The organism is Deltaproteobacteria bacterium (assembly GCA_020848905.1).
GTDB lineage: Bacteria > Myxococcota_A > Polyangia.
In genome coordinates this window covers 204,551-220,939 of record JADLHG010000045.1, presented here as the reverse complement: position 1 = coordinate 220,939, position 16,389 = coordinate 204,551, and the positions used below count along the sequence as shown (strand labels likewise).

Sequence of the window (16,389 nt, the reverse complement as noted above, 5' to 3'; positions counted from 1 at the left end):
AGCGGTGCGAGGCGCGGTCGGCCTGGGGAGAACGCCAGGGTTACGCCGCCGGCAGGCCCCGGCTGAGCTCCTTCACGTCGAGGAAGAGCTCGTAGACCACTCGGGAGAGGGCGGCCTTCTGCGCCTGGCGGACCGCGATGCGGTGCGTGAGCTTGCCGCGCAGGCGGGCGTACTCGGCCTTGAAGGTCTCGCGGAAGAGGACGCTACGAGACAGGTCGAAGGCGTCGTAGGCCCGGTACTCCTCGGGCATCTGCTGGTTGAAGAGGCCCGCCAGTCCCACGTCGAAGTTGCCGGCCATGACCCGCTTCGAGGGAAGGATCCGGTCGTAGTCCGCCTTGCCCTTGACCTCCTTCTCCCAGACGGCGCGGTGGATCTGTCCCGACTTCCAGGTGGCGTTGGCCAGCCGGATGCCCCACCGCAGTGCGCGCAGGTCGCTCCCCTGCAGGCCGACACCGTCCTCGGGCTTCTTGCGGAAGGCCTGGTAGTCGGGCTCGGCCCAGTGCGGCTCGCGCGTCCCGTCCGTGACGGGCTGCTTGTCGAAGACCAGCCGCTGGATGTGCGTGTGCATCTCCTCGGCCGTCACGCTGAAGCGGAGGCCGAGGTCCTCGGCGAAGACCTTCGCGACGTCCTCGAGCGAAACGCGCTGCAGGAGCTTCTCGACGTGGCCCTTGATGGCTGCGCGCTGCGGCGTCGCGGTGCCACCGCCCCGCGTCGCGCGGTCGAGCGTCACGAGGAGCGACACCAGATGGTTCCGCGCCACGGGCCCGGCCCCGTTCACGGCGTTGCTGTAGTCGGCGGCCTTGTCGGAGAGCGCGCGGCCGTCCTCGGCGAAGGCCGGCTTGAAGAGCGCGCCGGCCTTGCGGCAGGCCGAGGTGAAGACGGCGCGGATCTCCTTCGTGACCCGCACGTCCGGCACGTTGAGGCCGTACATGGCCATCATCGCGCTCTCGTTCGCCACCCCGTCGGCGAAGGCCAGGCGCCGCGCCTCGAAGTTCTTCCCACGCAGGCCGCGCACCGCGGCGTCTTGTACCCGCTGGCCGAGCACCGCGGCGCGGAAGAGGAAGGGTCGGCGCTTCAGGTCGGCCCAGAAGGCCGAGAGCCCGGTTTCGAACCCCACGAGGCCCGTATAGAGCTTGTTGCGGTTTTTGAAGCTCGGCAGCTGCACAGCCTCGAGGGCCCCTTGCCCGAGCGTGGCGTGCAGCTGCTGGTGATGGCGCGTCGCGGAGAGCAACACGTCCAGGTGCAGCGCGCGCGAGACGAAGTTGCCGAGCTGCCGCGCCATCACGGACGCACGGGAAGGCTTTCCGGCCGGGGACTCATCGTTCGCTCGCGCCTCCGCGCGAGGAGACGCGGCGAGCGTACCTGCCAGCACCATCATCGCCACCCAGACTAGCCGAGAACGGCGGTTACTTCGCGCGGCGTACATGACGCCCTCCTTGCGACGGCGGGACGACTCCGAGCTCCCGCACTTGCTGTTTGGTCAGGGGTCTTCCGTCGAGAAAAAAGGTCGTCCGAGCGAACCACTGCGGGTTGTGGACGATCTGCTGCAATTCGTGGCTCGTGGCGCCCACCGCGTCCTTGGCGAGCGCTTGCTGGACGTCGAGCATGGTCAGGTTGAAGACCACGGTGCCCTTGCGAGCCATCACCCGGCCCATCACCTTCTGGAACTCCTTGGGGTAGTCCGGCCCGCCGGTCGTGGCGGCTCCGATCAAGCCGAGCGCGGGCCACTGCGTGTAGTCCGCAGCGTGGCGCTGCGCCGCGAAGGTCTTGAGCAGGAACTCGTGAGGAGCCGGGTCGCCCTGGCCGTGGGCCACCCGCTCGCGCACCTCCTGGCTCAGCGACAGGCCGAGGGCGATGCGCAGCACGCTCCCGCTGGCGGGGAGGCGCACCTTCCCGCCCTCTTGCCGGGAGCTCGACCGCTTGCCCTTCCGCACCGCGTGCGCGGGCGCGACGACCAGGGTCGCGAGGACGAGCAGGGCGATGCAGCGAAGGTGGCGCATGTGCGGACAGGACTTCTCAGATCAAGATCCGCGCCAACCTCCCAGCCGGGAGTACCGTCGGAGATATGCGTCTTTTCAACGACTTGGCTCCCAGCGGGGGCCGATCCGCGCGCCGCCACTGGCGAAATGGCTGGCCGGTCTGCCGACCCCAGCGCCCCGTGCCCCCACGTCCCCGCAACGCGCCCGAGTCCGCCACGCCCGCGCGAACCACGCCCGCGCAAACCGGGGTAGGATGCCCGGCCATGGAATCACATCCGCTCTTCGAACCGTTTCTGGACGAATCGCATCGGCTCTTTCGCGAGACCTGCCTGCGCTTCGCCGAGCAGGAGATCCGGCCCCACGCCACCGACTGGGAGGAGGCGGAGCGCTTTCCGCGAGAGCTCTTCCGCAAGGCCGCGCGAGCCGGGATCCTCGGCGCGCTCCTGCCCGAGGCGTACGGCGGGGGGGGCGGGGACATGCTCCACACCTTCGTGTCCACCGAGGCGCTCCTTCGCGGCGGGTCGTCGGGGGTGGTGGCCGGCCTCGGGTCCCTCGGGATCGCGCTGCCGCCGCTGCTCCTGCTCGGGGACGAGGCGCAGAAGCAGCGCTTCATCCCGCCGGTCGTGGCCGGAGAGCGCGTGGCGGCCCTCGGGATCACCGAGCCCGGAGCCGGCAGCGACGTGGCCGGCGTGCGTCTGCGGGCCGTGCGCAAGGGAGATCGGTACCTCCTGTCGGGCAACAAACTCTTCATCACCTCGGGGGCGCAGGCCGATCTGGTCATGACGCTGGCCCGCACGAGCGACGACCCGCACGGGGGCCTGACCTTCTTCGTCGTGGAGAAGGGGATGAAGGGCTTCTCCGCCTCGCGCACGCTCAAGAAGACCGGCTGGCGCGCGTCGGACACCGCCGAGCTCGCGTACGAAGAGGTGGAGGTCCCCGAGGAGAACCGCGTGGGCCCCGAAGGGAGCGGCTTTCGCGCGCTGATGCAGAGCTTCCAGACCGAACGCATGGCGCTCGCCGCCTTCGGCCACGCCTCGGCGGAGATCGCGTTCGAGGAAGCGATGACCTACGCGAGGGAGCGCAAGGTCTTCGGGCGGCCGGTCACGGGCTTCCAGGTCACGCGCCACAAGCTGGCGGAGATGGCCACGCAGGTCACCGCCGCGAAGAGTTTCAACTACCTGCTCGCGCGGCGCATCGTGGACGGCGCGTACCTGCCGCGCGAGGTCTCGATGGCCAAGAACTTCTCCGCGGAGGTGGCCGAGGTGGTCTGCCGCGAGGCGGTGCAGCTCCTCGGCGGCATGGGGTACATGCGCGAGACGCTGGTCGAGCGTCTCAGCCGGGACGTGCGCATCCTGGCCATCGGAGGCGGCACCTCCGAGGTCATGAACGAGGTGATCGCGAAGATGCTCCCGCTGGGCTAGTCCCCCCCGGGGACGAGACGCCGGGGGCTACCCCTGGGCCTTCTTCACGCGCTCGACGAGCTCGCCGCTGCGGAACAGCTCGCGCGTGATGTCGGCGCCGCCGATGAACTCCCCCTCGATGTAGACCTGGGGGATCGTCGGCCAGCTCGAGTACTCCTTGATCGCCTCGCGGATCTCCCAGTCGGCGAGCACGTCGATGGCCGCGAACTCGGCCCCGGCCTTGTTCAGGCAGTCCACCGTGGCGGCGGAGAAACCGCACTGCGGGAAGTCGGGCGTACCCTTCATGAAGATCACGATCTTATTGGCCTTGATGGTCTGCTCGATGCGTTGACGAAGGTCCGGGCTCATCCTGGCTGCTCCTATGGTGGGCCCGCGGAGCTCGTGCGTCGGTCGCCGCCGCGTGCCGTGGGTAGTGATAGCCCCTTTGGTACGCTCCGGCCAGGGCGCAGGTTTCTCGGGTCCGCCGCGCTGGAGGCGTCGGAGGCCCTACCGGCCCACGCCGAGGCCGCCCTGCTCCGCCTCGAAGGCGGCGACCAGCTCGCGCAGCGTAATGATTTGGAGGCGCTCGCGGCCCAGCTCGCGCGGGGTCCGCACCCGGTCCGAATAGAGCACGAGCGAGCTCACCGGTTGGGCCCGCTCCACGAGGAAGCGCGAGAACTCGACCATCCCGTCCCCGTCCGTCGGCTGCCCTCCGAGCAGCTCGAGCAGGTTTCTGCCGCGGGCGTCGAGGCGCGCCTGGAGGAGCCAGCTCACGCAGTGATGCCCGGCAAGCCCCTCGAAATCGTAGGCCCCGAGCTCCACGCGGCCGGAGCGCACGTCCTCGAAGTAGCGCGCGAGGTTTCCTTGCTGCTCGCCCGTGAGAGGGATCAAGACCCCGTAGCGCTCCGAGCCGATCGGCCGCACGGGCCCGCACCGGTAGCCGCCGGGGTAGAAGTCGTGGACCGTTCCCCCGAGGCGAAAGTAGATGTGCCCCTTCTGCTTGGGGATCACCGCCTCCAGCACCCCCTCCGCGGTCGCCCGGGTGAAGGCCTGCAGGCTCTGGTTCGTGACCTGCAGGATCGGCCGGCGCGTCCCCCCATAGCGTTTGACGGCCGCAGGCGGCCGCTCCGCGCGCACGAAGCCCTCGAGGCCGTCGGCGCGCGCACTTCCCGCCGCGCCCCCGAGCGCGAGCAACAGTCCGATCGTCCACCCCGCCGCACGCCGCATGGGCACCTCCTGCCGGAGCCCAGCATCGCAAGCCGGATGCCAGGGAAGGCGTCGCGCGCACGACCCACGCTCCTCCGTGATTCCGTGCCCATGGCCGCGGCCCCGAGGGACGCGCGCACCCCCGTCCTCTCCGAAAGCGGGAGGGGGAGCGGCCGGACGCGCCCCCCGCGCGCGAGACGACCGCGGCCCGCGGCTTTCCGCACCTCGCCCCCGGCGAAGCAGGCTATGCTCGGGCGCGTGAGAGAGCCGCTCACCCCCACCGTGCATGCCCGAGGCGACGACCGCCGCCTCGACGCCGTGCTCGACCTCGTGGCCTACACCGCGAGACCTCGCCCCCTCTCCACCTCGCTCGACGAGCTCCCGCGGCGCATCGCGCAGGTCTTTCCGGCCGACGTGTGCTCGATCTACCTCGTGGAGGGCGACGACCTGGTGATGCGGGGCAACGTGGGCTTTCCGTCGGAGGCTCTCGGGGACGTGCGGCTCACCATGGGCGAAGGGATCACCGGCCTGGCCGTGGAGTGCATGCGCCCGATCTCGCTCGACGCGGCCCCGGCTCACACGGCCTACCGCCACTTCGAGCACCTCGGCGAGGAGCGCTTCCCGATCTTTCTGGCCATGCCGATCCTGGGGCCGTCCGGGCCTCTCGGCGCGCTCGTGCTGCAGCGTCGCGACACGCCGGCCTTCAGCGCGGGAGACCTCGAGCTGGCCGCCGCGCTCACCGCTCCCGTGGCGGCGCTCCTCGAGCGCGCGCACCTCACCGACGCGCTGCGCGGCTGGCTGCGCCCCGGCCTCGAGACCAGCCGGCGCGTGACGCTCTCGGGCCGTCCCGCGGTGCGCGGCCGTGCCGTCGGTCCGGCGTGCGCGCTCCGTCGCCCCGCGGCCCGTCCCACCCCCGATTCGCCCCGCTCCCCCGAGGAGATCCTGGTCTCGCTCGAACAGGCGATCGGCTACGCGCGCCGCACGCTCGGCGAGTTCAAGAAGCGCGCGGCCACCCTCGGCCAGCAGGCGTGGTTTCTGGACGTGTTCCAGGTCATCCTCGACGACGCGCGGCTGCGCGAACGCATCGAGGAGCTGGCCCGCGAGGGCGTGGGGCTGACCCAGGCGCTCGGCCGAGCTGCCACCGAGGCTGCCCGCGCGGCCACGCGGCGCGGCGACGACTACAGCGTGGAGCGGGCGAGCGCGATCAACGACACCTACGAGGCGCTGGCCATGCTCGCCACCTCGGACGGCAGCGCGGACGTGCCGCGGGGCGCGATCCTGGTCGGGGACCAGCTCACCGTCTTCGACCTGATCGTCTCGGCCCGCTCACAACCGGCCGCCGTGGCCCTGCGCGAACGGTGCGACGGCGCCGTCGCGCGCGCTCTCTTCTCGCTCATTGGCGCGCCGACGGTGGTGGACGTGGGGGCCCTCTTCCGCTGGGTCTCCGACGGGGATCTCCTGCTGGTCGACGGCGACCACGGCCTGGTGCGCGTGAACCCGAGCCGCGCCGAGGTCTCCCGCCTGCGCGAGGAACGCAAGCGCGGGCCGACCGACCAGGCAGCTGACGGGTAGCGCGCCGGCTCGCGATAGCCACGCGCAGCACGGCGAGGTAGCTTGGTCTACCGGCTTGCGGTCGCGCGGGACGGAGGATCGCCGCTCCACCGGTCGCCCCGGCTGCGAGGTTTCCTGTGCCTTCCCCGGATATCGAGGTCGTCAACGGGTTCTCTGCCGCGCTCGACGCGGATGACTTCGAGGCCGCCTCTCGCCTGATGCGCGCGGACTGCACCTTCGTCAGCGCCGACAAGACCCTCGAGGGCAGAGAGGCGGTCCTGGCGGCCTACGATCGCAACTCCCGACGAGCGCGAGCGCTGTTTTCTCTGGTGCGCTACCGCTCGCGGTTCGATCGCCGGCTGCCGGATGGGGGCTATCGCGTCCTCATGACGGACGAACTCCACGCCGGCGAGGCAGTTCACGAGTACACGAGCCTGCAGACCCTCTATCTCTCGGACGAGGGGTTGATCTACCGAATCCTCTGGGAAGAGCTCCCGGGCCAGCGCGAGGCCACGCGGAGCTTCTGCACGTCGCACGGCATCGCCCTCTGAGCAGGGCGTCCTCATCGCCGACCGTCGACCGCCTCCCTCCCCAACGCGCGAGGCCCATCGCCTCCAGCGTGCCCCCGCCACCAGCCGACCACCGTGGACCGGCTGCTGAGCGACCCGCAATTCGCCTGGTAGCGCGGCTCCCCGCGCGGTAAAGATGCGCCACGGACGACCCCCCACCAGCATGCCGCAAGCCGAACCTTCGCCTTCTGCCCTCTGGCGGCTCGCCCGCCCCGACGACGATGCGGACGTGACCCGGCTCGCGCTCTCCCTCGACGCCGAGGACCCGTTCACGCCGCGACTCACCTCCGCGCGCGTCGCGCACACGCTCGCCGCGCTGCGCGCCGAGCCCACCCGAGGCCGGGCCGTGGTGCTCGAGGACGAGGGGAGGATCGCGGGCTACGCCCTCCTCATCTCCTTCTGGTCGAACGAGCTCGGCGGTGAGGTCTGCACGATCGACGAGCTCTACGTCGTGCCGGCGCTGCGGGGCCGCGGCTTCGGACGCGCCCTGATCGAAGAGGCCGCCGCCGGTGGTAGCGTGTGGCCCCAGAGGCCCGTGGCGCTCGAGCTGGAGGTCAGTCCGCAAAACGTGCGCGCCCGAGCGCTCTACGAGCGGATCGGTTTTTCTGTGCGACGCAACACCTACCTGCGCTGGATCCCGACCCGACCGGGCCCTGCCTGAGCGGGCAGGTCGGCGCGATGCAGCGGGTACGCTACGAGCTCTTCTTCGCCGCCACCTCGTTCCAGCTATGAAAGCCGCGCCCCGTCTTCTTGCCCAGCTCCCCGGCGGCCACCTTCCGACGGAGGAGCTCGGGGGCGCGGTACTGGTCCCCGCCGAGCTCGGTGAAGAGGAAGTCCGCGATCGCCAGCCGGACGTCCAGGCCGACGAGGTCGGTGAGCTTGAGCGGCCCCATCGGATGCCGGTAGCCGAGCTCCATGGCGCGATCGATGTCCTCGGCCGAGGCCACCCCCTGCTCGAGCATGCGCATGGCCTCGAGCCCGAGCACGATCCCGAGTCGGCTCGTGGCGAAGCCGGGCGAGTCCTTCACCACGATGGGCGTCTTGCCGAGCCGCGCCGTTACGGCGAGCGCCGCCTCGCGCGTGGCGTCGTCGGTGCCGGCGTGGACCACGAGCTCCACGAGCGCCATGGCCGGCACCGGGTTGAAAAAGTGCATCCCGAGCACCTGCCCCGGCCGCGCCAGGCCCGCGGCGATCTTGCCGAGGGGGAGCGAGGAGGTGTTGCTGGCCAGGATCGCCCGAGCCGGGGCCTCGCGCTCGAGCTCGGCGAAGAGCCGCTGCTTGAGGGCCAGGTCCTCGACCACCGCCTCGACCACCAGATCGGCCTGCCGCACGGCCTCCCCCCGCGTCTCGGGAAAGGCGAGCCTCGCCAGCGCGGCGTCCCGCTCCACCGCCGATAGCTTGCCCCGCGTCACCGCCGCCCCGAGGCTGGCCTCGAGCTCCCGCCGGGCGCGCCCCCGGGCCTCACCCGAGAGGTCCCAGAGCGCCACCTCCAGCCCGGCCTGCGCCGCGACCTGGGCGATCCCCCGGCCCATGGTCCCTGCTCCGACCACTGCGAGGCGTGCGATCGTGTCAGACATCTCTTCCCTCCGAGGCTACATGTGGTATGGTCCGCGCCATGGCGAAATCTACTTGTCCGATCTCTCAGTCGCAGTTCATGGAGAAGGCCCAGTCCGTGACGGTCAACGTCGCCGGCACCGAGGTGACCGCCGAGCGGAAGACCTTCAGCACGGGCTCCTTCGGCTGGTACTACAACGGCAAGGTCACCGTTACGGTGGACGGTAAGCCGCTCCAGGTGCAGGTCGGAATGAACCTCACGGTGGTGGGTAGCAAGGAAGCGGAGCGCTAGCACCGGCTCCGCCGTCGCGCGCCGTCGTCAGACTCGTTCGACGAGCAGCGCGATCCCCTGCCCCACCCCGATGCACATCGTGGCCAGCCCGTAGCGCCCGCCGCGGCGCCGCAGGGCATGGACGAGTGTTACCAAGATCTTCGCTCCCGAGCAGCCGAGCGGGTGCCCGAGAGCGATCCCGCCGCCGCAGACGTTCACGCGGGCCGGGTCCAGTCCGAGCTCCCGGATGCACGCCAGGGACTGCGCCGCGAAGGCCTCGTTCAGCTCCACGAGGTCGAGGTCGGCGAGCTTGACGCCCGTGCGCTCGAGGAGCTTCCGCGTGGCGGGGACGGGACCGATGCCCATCAGCGCCGGGTCCACACCCACCACCGCTTGACCCACCACGCGGGCGAGCGGCTCGCCGGAGACAGCCCCCTCTTCCGCCACGAGGAGCGCCGCCGCGCCGTCGTTGATCCCGCTCGAGGAGCCGGCCGTCACGGTCCCCTTGTCCTTGCGAAAGGCGGGCTTCAGGCGCGCCAGCTTCTCGAGCGTGAGGTCTCCGCGCGGGTGCTCGTCCACGCGGAACTCCTTCACGCTGCCGTCCCGCTGCGGGAGCGGCACGGGCACGATCTCGGCGTCGAAGAGGCCCTGCTTCTGCGCCTCCGCCGCGCGGCGCTGGCTCTCGAGGGCGAAGGCGTCTTGATCTTCGCGGCTCACGCCGTACTTCTCGGCCACGAGCTCCGCCGTCTCGCCAAGCGGCACGGTCCAGGCCGGCGCGAGGCGCGGGTTCGTGAAGCGCCAGCCCACCGTGCTGTCGGCGATCGCCGGCGGATTCCGGCTCCACGGCACGTCGCTCTTCAGCATCACGTACGGGGCGCGGGTCATGGACTCCACGCCCCCCGCCACCACGATGCGGGCCTCGCCGCCGCGGATGGCCAGGGCGGCGCCGCCCACCGCCTGAAGCCCCGAGCCGCAGAGCCGGTTCACGGTCATCCCCGGCACCTCGATCGGAAGCCCGGCGAGGAGCGCGGCCATGCGCGCCACGTTGCGGCTGTCCTCGCCCCCCTGGTTGCTGCAGCCGAGGATCACGTCGTCCACGTTCTGCCCCGCCACACCGCTCCGCTCGACCACGGCGCGGATCGGCACCGCCGCGAGGTCGTCGGGGCGTACCCCCGCCAGCGCGCCACCGTGCGCTCCCACCGCCGTTCGCACCGCCTGATAGATGTAGACCGGCTTAGCCAAGGTTCACCCACACGGTTTTGGTTTCGAGATAGCCCGCGAGCGCGTCCGGCCCGAGGTCGCGACCGTAGCCCGAGGCCTTGAAGCCGCCGAAGGGGGCGCCGGGGTCGAAGTTGTTATAGGTGTTGACCCACACGGTGCCCGCGCGCACGGCCCGCGCCGCGCGCAGAGCCTTACCGACATCACGGGTCCAGATCCCCGCCGCGAGGCCGTAGATCGTGCGGTTGGCCAGCGCGAGCCCCTCCTCGACGGAGTCGAAGGTCATCACCGAGAGCACCGGCCCGAAGATCTCCTCCTGCGCGATGGTCATCTCCGCCGTGACACCGTCGAAGACCGTGGCCTCCACGAAGCAGCCCTTGCCTCCCACGGTCGCGGCCTTGCCCCCCGCGACGAGAGTGGCTCCGTCCACCTTGCCCTGCTGGATGTAGCCCAGCACCTTCGCCTGCTGGCGGCGCGAGACCAGCGCCCCGAGGAGCGTCTTCTTGTCGAGCGGGTCCCCGGGGACGCGGCGCGCGGCCCCCTTGACCAGCCCCTCTACCACCTGGTCATGCACCGACCGCTCCACGAGCAGGCGCGAGCCGGCGCAGCAGACCTCTCCCTTGCCATAGAAGATGCCGTTCTGCGCGCCACGAATCGCCGCCTGCAGGTCCGCGTCGGCGAAGATCACGTTCGGGCTCTTGCCCCCGAGCTCGAGCGTCACGCGCTTGTTGTCCGCCGCGGCCTCGCGCGCGATCCAGCGTCCGGTCGCCGTCGAGCCGGTGAAGGCGACCTTATCCACGCCGGGGTGGCGCACGAGGGCCTGCCCCGCCTCGATGCCGCCGCACACCACGTTGAGCGCGCCGGGCGGAAAGCCGACCTCCCGGGCCAGCTCGGCCAGCGCGAGCGCCGTGAGCGGTGTCTCGGGAGCGGGTTTGAGCACCACCGTGCACCCCGCCGCCAGCGCGGGCGCCAGCTTCCAGCTCGCCAGGTTGAGCGGAAAGTTCCACGGCACGATCGCCGCCACCACCCCGACCGGCTCGCGCAGCGTGTAGGCGAGCGCATTACCCTCGACGGGCAGGGTCTGGCCGAAGACTTTGTCCGCGTAGCCGCCGTAGTAGCGAAAGACCTCGGCGGTCATCGCGAGCTCGATCTGGGCCTCGAAGATCGGCTTGCCGTTCTGCAAGCTCTCGAGCCGCGCGAGATCCTCACGATGGCTTTCGAGCGCGTCCGCGAGCCGCAGCAAGAGCTTGCCGCGGGCGCGCGCCGAGAGCCGGCGATAGGCCTCGGACTCGAAGCAGGCCCGCGCCGCCGAGACCGCCGCGTCCACGTCGGCGCCCCCCGCGTCGGCGACCTGGGCCAGGGTCTCCTCGGTGGCCGGGTTCTCTACCGAAAAGGTCTTCCCGGAGGCTGCGGCCCGAAACTCGCCGCTGATGAAGAGCTGGGTCTGCATGGCTTCCCCTTCGCGTCGGCACGACCGCTTCGTGCCCCCCGTCCAACCACCGCGCCGCGCTGGCCTTCATAGCCCGGAAGGACCCGCCTGTCCACCGCACGGCCACGGCCAGAGCAGACGGTCCGTGCTACGTTTCGGGCACGGGTTTGGGAATTGGACAGGGGTGGACCGAGCATGTTCAAACAGTGGTCGCGAGATGCAAGCGCACGCGCTCTCGCCGAGCTCATCCGGACGCTCGGGGACGCGGTGCTGATCGTGGATCAGGCGGGCCGCATCCGTCTGCTCAACGCGATGGGAGAGGGGCTCTTCGGCTACGCGGAGCGGGAGCTCCTCGGAGAGCCGGTGGAGCGGCTGGTCCCCGAGGCCGCCCGGGCCCGGCACGTGGCCGACCGGCAAGGCTTCGTGGCCCACGCGCGGAGCCGGCCGATGGGCGCGGGGCTCGAGCTCCAGGCGCTGCGCAAGGACGGCACGACGGTGCCGGTGGAGATCAGCCTGAGCCCGCTCGAAGGGCCTGATGGAATCCTGGTGGCTGCTGTGGTCCGGGACGTCACGGCCCGCCGCGCCGCCGAGCGCGCGGTGCGGGAACGGGAGACAGCGCTCTCCCTCATCCTGAGTAGCGTGTCCGACGCGGTGATCGCCAGCGACGCGGAGCTGCGGCTCACCCGCTGGAACCCGGCCGCCGAGCGCATGCTGGGCTGGCGCGCCGAGGAGGTGCTCGGTCGAACCGGATCTGAGGTCCGCCAGACCGAGTTTCCCGGCTCGAGCCGCGAGCAGGCAATGCACACTCTCGCCACGGAAGGCGTCTTCCGGGGGGAGGTGCTCCTCACGCACCGAGACGGCTCCCGCGTCCCCGTGGAAACTGTCGTCACGACGCTACGCGGGCCGAACGGCGAGCTCCTCGGCTACGTGGCCGTGGACCGGGACATCTCCGAGCGGAAGCGGGCCGAGGCCCAGCTCCTGGCCGCCGACCGCGCCGCCTCGGTGGGACGACTGGCGGGGGGCATGGGCCACGCGGTGAATAACCCGCTCGCGGTGGTCCTCGGCAACGTCAGCCTGGCCGTCGAGCGGCTCGAACACCTCGACGAGAGCCAGCCGCTCACGGGCAAGGCTCTGGCCGAGCTCGTGACTGAGCTCCGGGAGGCCGAGCGCGCCGCGACGCAGGTCGCCACCATCATGACCGATCTGCGCCGCCTCTCGGCGAGCGCCCCCGGGGCGACGCGGCCCGTCGACCCCCGCGAGGCCGTCGAACGCGCGCTCCGGCTCTGCGGCGCGGAGCTCGAGCTCCGGGCCCGTCTCGTCCGGGACCTTGGCTCGGTGCCTCCGGTCCTGGCCGACGAAGCGGTGCTCGGTCAGTGTTTTCTGCACCTGCTGCTGAACGCCGCCCAGGCCCTGTCCAGGGCGCCGCGCGGGGACCACGAGATCCGCGTCTCGACCCACTCCGACGCGGCGGGTAACGCGGTGGTGGAGATCGCCGACACCGGCCCGGGGATCCCCGCCGAGGTACGCGACGCGCTCTTCGTGCCCTTCGGTGGCCAGGATCTCTTCTCCGGCCGGCGGCAGCTCGGTCTCCCCCTCGTGCACCGCACGGCGACCGACCTGGGCGGCACCTTCGAGGTGCTGCCGCGCGACCCTCGCGGCACGATCGTCCGCCTCACCCTGCCCGCCATCGCCGCGAAGGAGCTGGGCGCGCACCCGGTCGAGTCCGCCGCAGCCTCCCCCGCCCGAGGACGCGTGCTGGTCGTGGACGACGACCCCCTCATTCGGTCGGTGCTCAAGCGCGTGCTCTCCGCGGAGCACGACGTCACCCTGCTCCCCGACGGCAGCGCGGCGCTCGACTACCTGGTCGGCGGCGCCCCCGCGGACCTCGTGCTCTGCGATCTGATGATGCCCGGCCTCTCGGGCGCAGACCTCTACGAGCGCCTCCAGGAGGTCCGCCCCGAGATCCTTCCCCGCGTGGTCTTCATCACGGGCGGGGCCTTCCGGGAGGAGACGCGCGAGTTTCTGGCCCGGGCCAACGCCCCCTGCCTCCAGAAGCCCATCGCGCCCGCCGAGCTACGCGCCTTCGTCGCCGCGCGCCTCGCCGGCTGACCTCACGCCTCGGCGCGCACGTACTCGAACGCAATCGGCTGATCGTTGATCCCTCTGGCGGGCGGGGCCAGCCAGTTCGCCATCTGCCCGGCGCCCACCACCGGCTTCGCCATCAGGCTCTGGATGTACTCGCCGTCGGCGCGCGACGGGAGCCAGTCGTCCCGCCGTCGCGCCCACTCCTCGGGCGAGACCGGCCGCCCCTCGGGGTCGAAGGCCTGCCCCGAGTAGATGCCGATGCGGCGGTTGAAGCGCTTGTGGGGCAACGAGAGCCGGTCCGAGAGGCCGTACTTCTCGAGCGTCTTGTTCCAGCGGTCCACGCCGCGCTGACAGTCCTCGATGTAGCCGTCGCGTAGCACCTCGTTCAGCGCCGTGCGCAGCGGCACTTCTTTGCGCGCGAGCGCCCCCTGCTCCACCACGTCCATCGGGTAGAACCCCTCGAGCGCCAGGTGGTCCTTCTGCCGCTCTTCGTGGTCCCGCCCCTTCAGGCCCGAGGCGAAATAGGCCGCCGCGTTGCTCGAGATCTCGCCGCCGAAGAGGTCCAGGCTCACCGCGAACCAGAAGTTCAGGTACCTCTGCACCGTCGGCAGGTCGATGCCTCCGCGGGCGCGCACGTCCTCGGCGAGGCCCTTCTGCTCGCACATGAGCTGGGCCGCGCGCTCCACCACGCGGTTCACCCCCGTCTCACCGACGAACATATGGTGCGCCTCTTCGGTGAGCATGAAGCGCGTGGTACGCGAGAGCGGATCGAACCCGCTCTCCGCCAGCGCGAGGAGCTGGTACTTGCCGTCCCGGTCGGTGAACATGGTGAACATGAAGAAGTCGAGCCAGTTCGTAATCGGCTCGTTGAAGGCCCCGAGGATGCGCGGCCGGTCCTGATTGCCGCTCCGCCGGTCGAGGAGCCCCTCGGCCTCTTCCCGCCCGTCGCGACCGAAGTGCGAGTGCAGCAGGTAGACCATGGCCCAGAGGTGCCGCCCCTCCTCCACGTTCACCTGGAAGAGGTTCCGCAGGTCGTAGAGGCTCGGACAGATCTGCCCGAGCTGCCGCTGCTGCTCGACGCTGGCCGGCTCGGTGTCCCCCTGCGTGACGATCAGCCGCCGGAGCGCGTTTCGGTGCTCGCCCGGGACCTCCTGCCAGACCGGCTGCCCGTAGAGGTCGCCGAAACCGATCGTGCGATCGGGGGTGGGCTCCGCCAGAAAGATCCCCCAGCGGTAGTCGGGAAGCTTCACGTAGTCGAACTGAGCCCAGCCCTTCGCGTCGGCGGAGACGGCCGTGCGCAGGTAGATCTGGTGGTGCGTCTGAAACCCCTCGGGCCCCATGTCCCGCCACCAGTCGAGGTAGCGTGGCTGCCAGTGCTCGAGCGCGCGCTGGAGCCGCTTGTCCGACGAGAGATTGACGTTGTTCGGGATGCGCTCCTCTAGCTCCATGACGCTCAGGTCCTCCGGTAGTCGAGCTCGGGCCGAGCCGAGGGCTGGCCGTACACCTTCAGCGCGCCCCGCTCGCCGACCGCGTTCGGGCGCTGGAAGATCCAGTTCTGCCAGGCCGAGAGGCGGCCGAAGATCTTGGTCTCGAGGGTCTCGGGACCGGCGAAGCGCAGGCTCGCCTCCATGCCGGTGAGCGCGTCGGGGGAGAGGGCCGCACGCTCCTCGAGCGCGAGCCGCACCTCGTCCTCGAAGTCGAGCTCGTCGGGAGCGAAGGTCACGAGGCCGGCGGAGAGCGCCTCGGCCGGGCCGAGGGCCTGACCCGCGCGGGCCACGAGGGCCGCCGCGTGCCCCGCGCGGCCGAGAAAACGCGTCTCGAGGCGCGAGAGCCCGTTGCCCATCGGGTACGCGCCGCCGTTCAGACTCGAGAGGGCGAGCGCGGTCGGGCGACCGGTGTCGTCCAGCATGTACGTGCGGTCGGCCGCCAGGGCCAGCTCGAGGAGCGTGCCGGCGAAGCACGAACCGGGCTCCACGACCGCGATGAGGCTGCGGGCCGTCAGGTCGAGGCGCTTGAGCGTGCGCTTGATGAAGGCGCGGAGCTCGCGCACCAACCAGAAGCCACGGAGCTCCTCGAGCGCCGCGTCCACGGCCAGCACGGCCCGGGGGTCGCCCTCGGTGCCGAGGCGCAGCGTCCCGATCTCGGGCTCGTTGAAGCGCAGGTGGAGGAGCGCGTGGTCCAGCTCGCGAAAGGCGGCGAGCGGCCAGTAGCTCGCGCCGGCAGCCAGGATCGCCTCCGGCGTGCTCGGCTGCGCCCCCTCGGGCCCCTTCACGGTGAGCTGCGCGATGCGGCTCGGCCGGTGGATGGCCAGCGTGACGTGGCGGTAGCGGAGCTCTTCCTCGCGCACCTGGGGCTCGATCGGCGGCAGCGCCACCCCGGGGCCGCTCGTCGGGCGATCGGATTGCGCGGCGAGAACCCGGGCCCGCTCGGCGAGCGCCGCCTCGAACCCGCTCTTCGGCACGACCGCGTCCACGAGCCCCCACTCCACCGCGCGCTGACCGCGCACCCCTTCGGCCGTGGTGCAGAAGAAGTCGGCCAGGTCGCGTCGCACCTTGCGCTTGTCCACGAGCCGGGTGAGGCCGCCGGTGCCGGGGAGCACGGCGAGGAGCGGCACCTCGGGGAGGCTCACCGTCGAGCTGCCGTCGTCCACGAGCACGATCTCGTCGCAGGCCAGGGCCAGCTCGTAGCCCCCGCCGGCGCAGGCCCCGCCCACGCCGCAGACCGAGCGGATCCCCGACGTCGCGGAGAGGTCCTCGAGGCCGAGGCGCGTCTCGTTGGTGAACTTGCAGAAGTTCACCTTGAAGGCGTGCGACGAGAGCCCGAGCATGTAGATGTTCGCCCCGGCGCAGAAGATGCGCTCCTTGCCGCTCCGCAGGACCAGCGCGCGCACCTCGGGGTGCTCGAAGCGCAGCCGCTGGAGCGCGTCGGCCAGCTCCAGGTCCACCCCGAGGTCATAGGAATTGAGCTTGAGCGAATAGCCCGGGGCAAGTCCGGCCGCCTCGTCCACGTCCAGGGCGAGGGTCGCGACCTGGTCGTCGAGCTTCAGTTTCCAATGTTTGTAGCGACTCGGGTGGGTCTCGAACGAGATGGGCGGCATAGGCACGAGGTAGCCCGGGGCCGCGGCTCC

Annotated in this window: 15 protein-coding genes; 6 read left to right on the top strand and 9 right to left on the bottom strand. The window is 71.2% G+C overall.

What is annotated here, in order from left to right; translation table 11 throughout:
- Positions 1-40 precede the first annotated feature (40 nt).
- Together IT371_20830 and IT371_20825 are read right to left on the bottom strand one after the other, a co-directional pair.
- The gene (locus IT371_20830; GenBank protein MCC6750124.1) at positions 41-1,426 is read right to left on the bottom strand and encodes a hypothetical protein; all 1,386 of its coding nucleotides are present in this window, start codon (positions 1,424-1,426) and stop codon (positions 41-43) included.
- Positions 1,407-2,000 (bottom strand): hypothetical protein, encoded by a 594-nt coding sequence (locus IT371_20825; protein MCC6750123.1) that lies wholly within the window; start codon positions 1,998-2,000, stop codon positions 1,407-1,409. Before IT371_20825 ends, IT371_20830 begins: the two co-directional genes overlap by 20 nt.
- Positions 2,001-2,242: 242 nt before the next feature.
- Between IT371_20825 and IT371_20820 the strand changes: the two genes are divergently transcribed.
- Positions 2,243-3,400: an acyl-CoA dehydrogenase family protein gene (locus IT371_20820; protein ID MCC6750122.1), complete on the top strand. Its 1,158-nt coding sequence runs from the start codon at positions 2,243-2,245 to the stop codon at positions 3,398-3,400.
- Positions 3,401-3,427: 27 nt separating this feature from the next.
- On the opposite strand, the gene grxD is transcribed toward IT371_20820, so the two are convergent.
- Together grxD and IT371_20810 are read right to left on the bottom strand one after the other, a co-directional pair.
- The gene (gene grxD / locus IT371_20815) at positions 3,428-3,748 is read right to left on the bottom strand and encodes a Grx4 family monothiol glutaredoxin (protein MCC6750121.1); all 321 of its coding nucleotides are present in this window, start codon (positions 3,746-3,748) and stop codon (positions 3,428-3,430) included.
- A 138-nt stretch (positions 3,749-3,886) separates the two neighbouring features.
- Positions 3,887-4,606 carry a hypothetical protein gene (locus IT371_20810; protein MCC6750120.1) on the bottom strand — a complete coding sequence of 240 codons (720 nt, stop codon included), beginning with the start codon at positions 4,604-4,606 and terminating at the stop codon, positions 3,887-3,889.
- 225 nt (positions 4,607-4,831) lie between these two features.
- On the opposite strand from IT371_20810, the gene IT371_20805 reads away from it, so the two are divergent.
- The 3 genes from IT371_20805 to IT371_20795 all read left to right on the top strand — a co-directional run bounded on the left by IT371_20805 (position 4,832) and on the right by IT371_20795 (position 7,366).
- Entirely contained in the window at positions 4,832-6,157 is a 1,326-nt protein-coding gene (locus tag IT371_20805; protein ID MCC6750119.1) for a GAF domain-containing protein, read from the top strand.
- A gap of 116 nt (positions 6,158-6,273) precedes the next feature.
- On the top strand, positions 6,274-6,687 hold the full coding sequence (locus IT371_20800) for a nuclear transport factor 2 family protein (GenBank protein ID MCC6750118.1): 414 nt from the start codon (positions 6,274-6,276) through the stop codon (positions 6,685-6,687).
- Positions 6,688-6,934: 247 nt separating this feature from the next.
- On the top strand, positions 6,935-7,366 hold the full coding sequence (locus IT371_20795) for a GNAT family N-acetyltransferase (protein MCC6750117.1): 432 nt from the start codon (positions 6,935-6,937) through the stop codon (positions 7,364-7,366).
- A 31-nt stretch (positions 7,367-7,397) separates the two neighbouring features.
- On the opposite strand, the gene IT371_20790 is transcribed toward IT371_20795, so the two are convergent.
- Positions 7,398-8,282: a 3-hydroxyacyl-CoA dehydrogenase family protein gene (locus IT371_20790; protein ID MCC6750116.1), complete on the bottom strand. Its 885-nt coding sequence runs from the start codon at positions 8,280-8,282 to the stop codon at positions 7,398-7,400.
- Between the two features lie 38 nt (positions 8,283-8,320).
- On the opposite strand from IT371_20790, the gene IT371_20785 reads away from it, so the two are divergent.
- Entirely contained in the window at positions 8,321-8,551 is a 231-nt protein-coding gene (locus IT371_20785; GenBank protein MCC6750115.1) for a hypothetical protein, read from the top strand.
- Between the two features lie 27 nt (positions 8,552-8,578).
- Here IT371_20785 and IT371_20780 read toward each other — a convergent pair whose 3' ends face one another.
- Both IT371_20780 and IT371_20775 read right to left on the bottom strand, forming a co-directional pair.
- Positions 8,579-9,772 carry an acetyl-CoA C-acyltransferase gene (locus tag IT371_20780; GenBank protein ID MCC6750114.1) on the bottom strand — a complete coding sequence of 398 codons (1,194 nt, stop codon included), beginning with the start codon at positions 9,770-9,772 and terminating at the stop codon, positions 8,579-8,581.
- A complete protein-coding gene (locus IT371_20775; GenBank protein MCC6750113.1) occupies positions 9,765-11,198 on the bottom strand; it encodes an aldehyde dehydrogenase family protein in 1,434 nt (477 codons plus the stop codon). The genes IT371_20780 and IT371_20775 overlap by 8 nt, the downstream gene beginning before the upstream one ends.
- 174 nt (positions 11,199-11,372) lie before the next feature.
- On the opposite strand from IT371_20775, the gene IT371_20770 reads away from it, so the two are divergent.
- Positions 11,373-13,286 carry a PAS domain S-box protein gene (locus tag IT371_20770; protein MCC6750112.1) on the top strand — a complete coding sequence of 638 codons (1,914 nt, stop codon included), beginning with the start codon at positions 11,373-11,375 and terminating at the stop codon, positions 13,284-13,286.
- A gap of 2 nt (positions 13,287-13,288) precedes the next feature.
- Here the strand turns inward: IT371_20770 and boxB are convergent, their stop codons facing one another.
- Positions 13,289-14,710, bottom strand: coding sequence for a benzoyl-CoA 2,3-epoxidase subunit BoxB (gene boxB / locus IT371_20765; GenBank protein MCC6750111.1), 1,422 nt, complete (start codon positions 14,708-14,710; stop codon positions 13,289-13,291).
- 5 nt (positions 14,711-14,715) lie between these two features.
- Positions 14,716-16,359: a benzoyl-CoA-dihydrodiol lyase gene (locus tag IT371_20760; protein ID MCC6750110.1), complete on the bottom strand. Its 1,644-nt coding sequence runs from the start codon at positions 16,357-16,359 to the stop codon at positions 14,716-14,718.
- Between the last annotated feature and the right edge of the window lie 30 nt (positions 16,360-16,389).

What these genes read in the sequence shown, in the direction of transcription:
- IT371_20830 (MCC6750124.1), bottom strand. Translation starts at nt 1,426, where the DNA reads ATGTACGCCGCGCGAAGTAACCGCCGTTCTCGGCTAGTCTGGGTGGCG.
- IT371_20825 (MCC6750123.1), bottom strand. Translation starts at nt 2,000, where the DNA reads ATGCGCCACCTTCGCTGCATCGCCCTGCTCGTCCTCGCGACCCTGGTC.
- IT371_20820 (MCC6750122.1), top strand. Translation starts at nt 2,243, where the DNA reads ATGGAATCACATCCGCTCTTCGAACCGTTTCTGGACGAATCGCATCGG.
- grxD (MCC6750121.1), bottom strand. Translation starts at nt 3,748, where the DNA reads ATGAGCCCGGACCTTCGTCAACGCATCGAGCAGACCATCAAGGCCAAT.
- IT371_20810 (MCC6750120.1), bottom strand. Translation starts at nt 4,606, where the DNA reads ATGCGGCGTGCGGCGGGGTGGACGATCGGACTGTTGCTCGCGCTCGGG.
- IT371_20805 (MCC6750119.1), top strand. Translation starts at nt 4,832, where the DNA reads ATGCTCGGGCGCGTGAGAGAGCCGCTCACCCCCACCGTGCATGCCCGA.
- IT371_20790 (MCC6750116.1), bottom strand. Translation starts at nt 8,282, where the DNA reads ATGTCTGACACGATCGCACGCCTCGCAGTGGTCGGAGCAGGGACCATG.
- IT371_20785 (MCC6750115.1), top strand. Translation starts at nt 8,321, where the DNA reads ATGGCGAAATCTACTTGTCCGATCTCTCAGTCGCAGTTCATGGAGAAG.
- IT371_20775 (MCC6750113.1), bottom strand. Translation starts at nt 11,198, where the DNA reads ATGCAGACCCAGCTCTTCATCAGCGGCGAGTTTCGGGCCGCAGCCTCC.
- IT371_20770 (MCC6750112.1), top strand. Translation starts at nt 11,373, where the DNA reads ATGTTCAAACAGTGGTCGCGAGATGCAAGCGCACGCGCTCTCGCCGAG.
- boxB (MCC6750111.1), bottom strand. Translation starts at nt 14,710, where the DNA reads ATGGAGCTAGAGGAGCGCATCCCGAACAACGTCAATCTCTCGTCGGAC.
- IT371_20760 (MCC6750110.1), bottom strand. Translation starts at nt 16,359, where the DNA reads ATGCCGCCCATCTCGTTCGAGACCCACCCGAGTCGCTACAAACATTGG.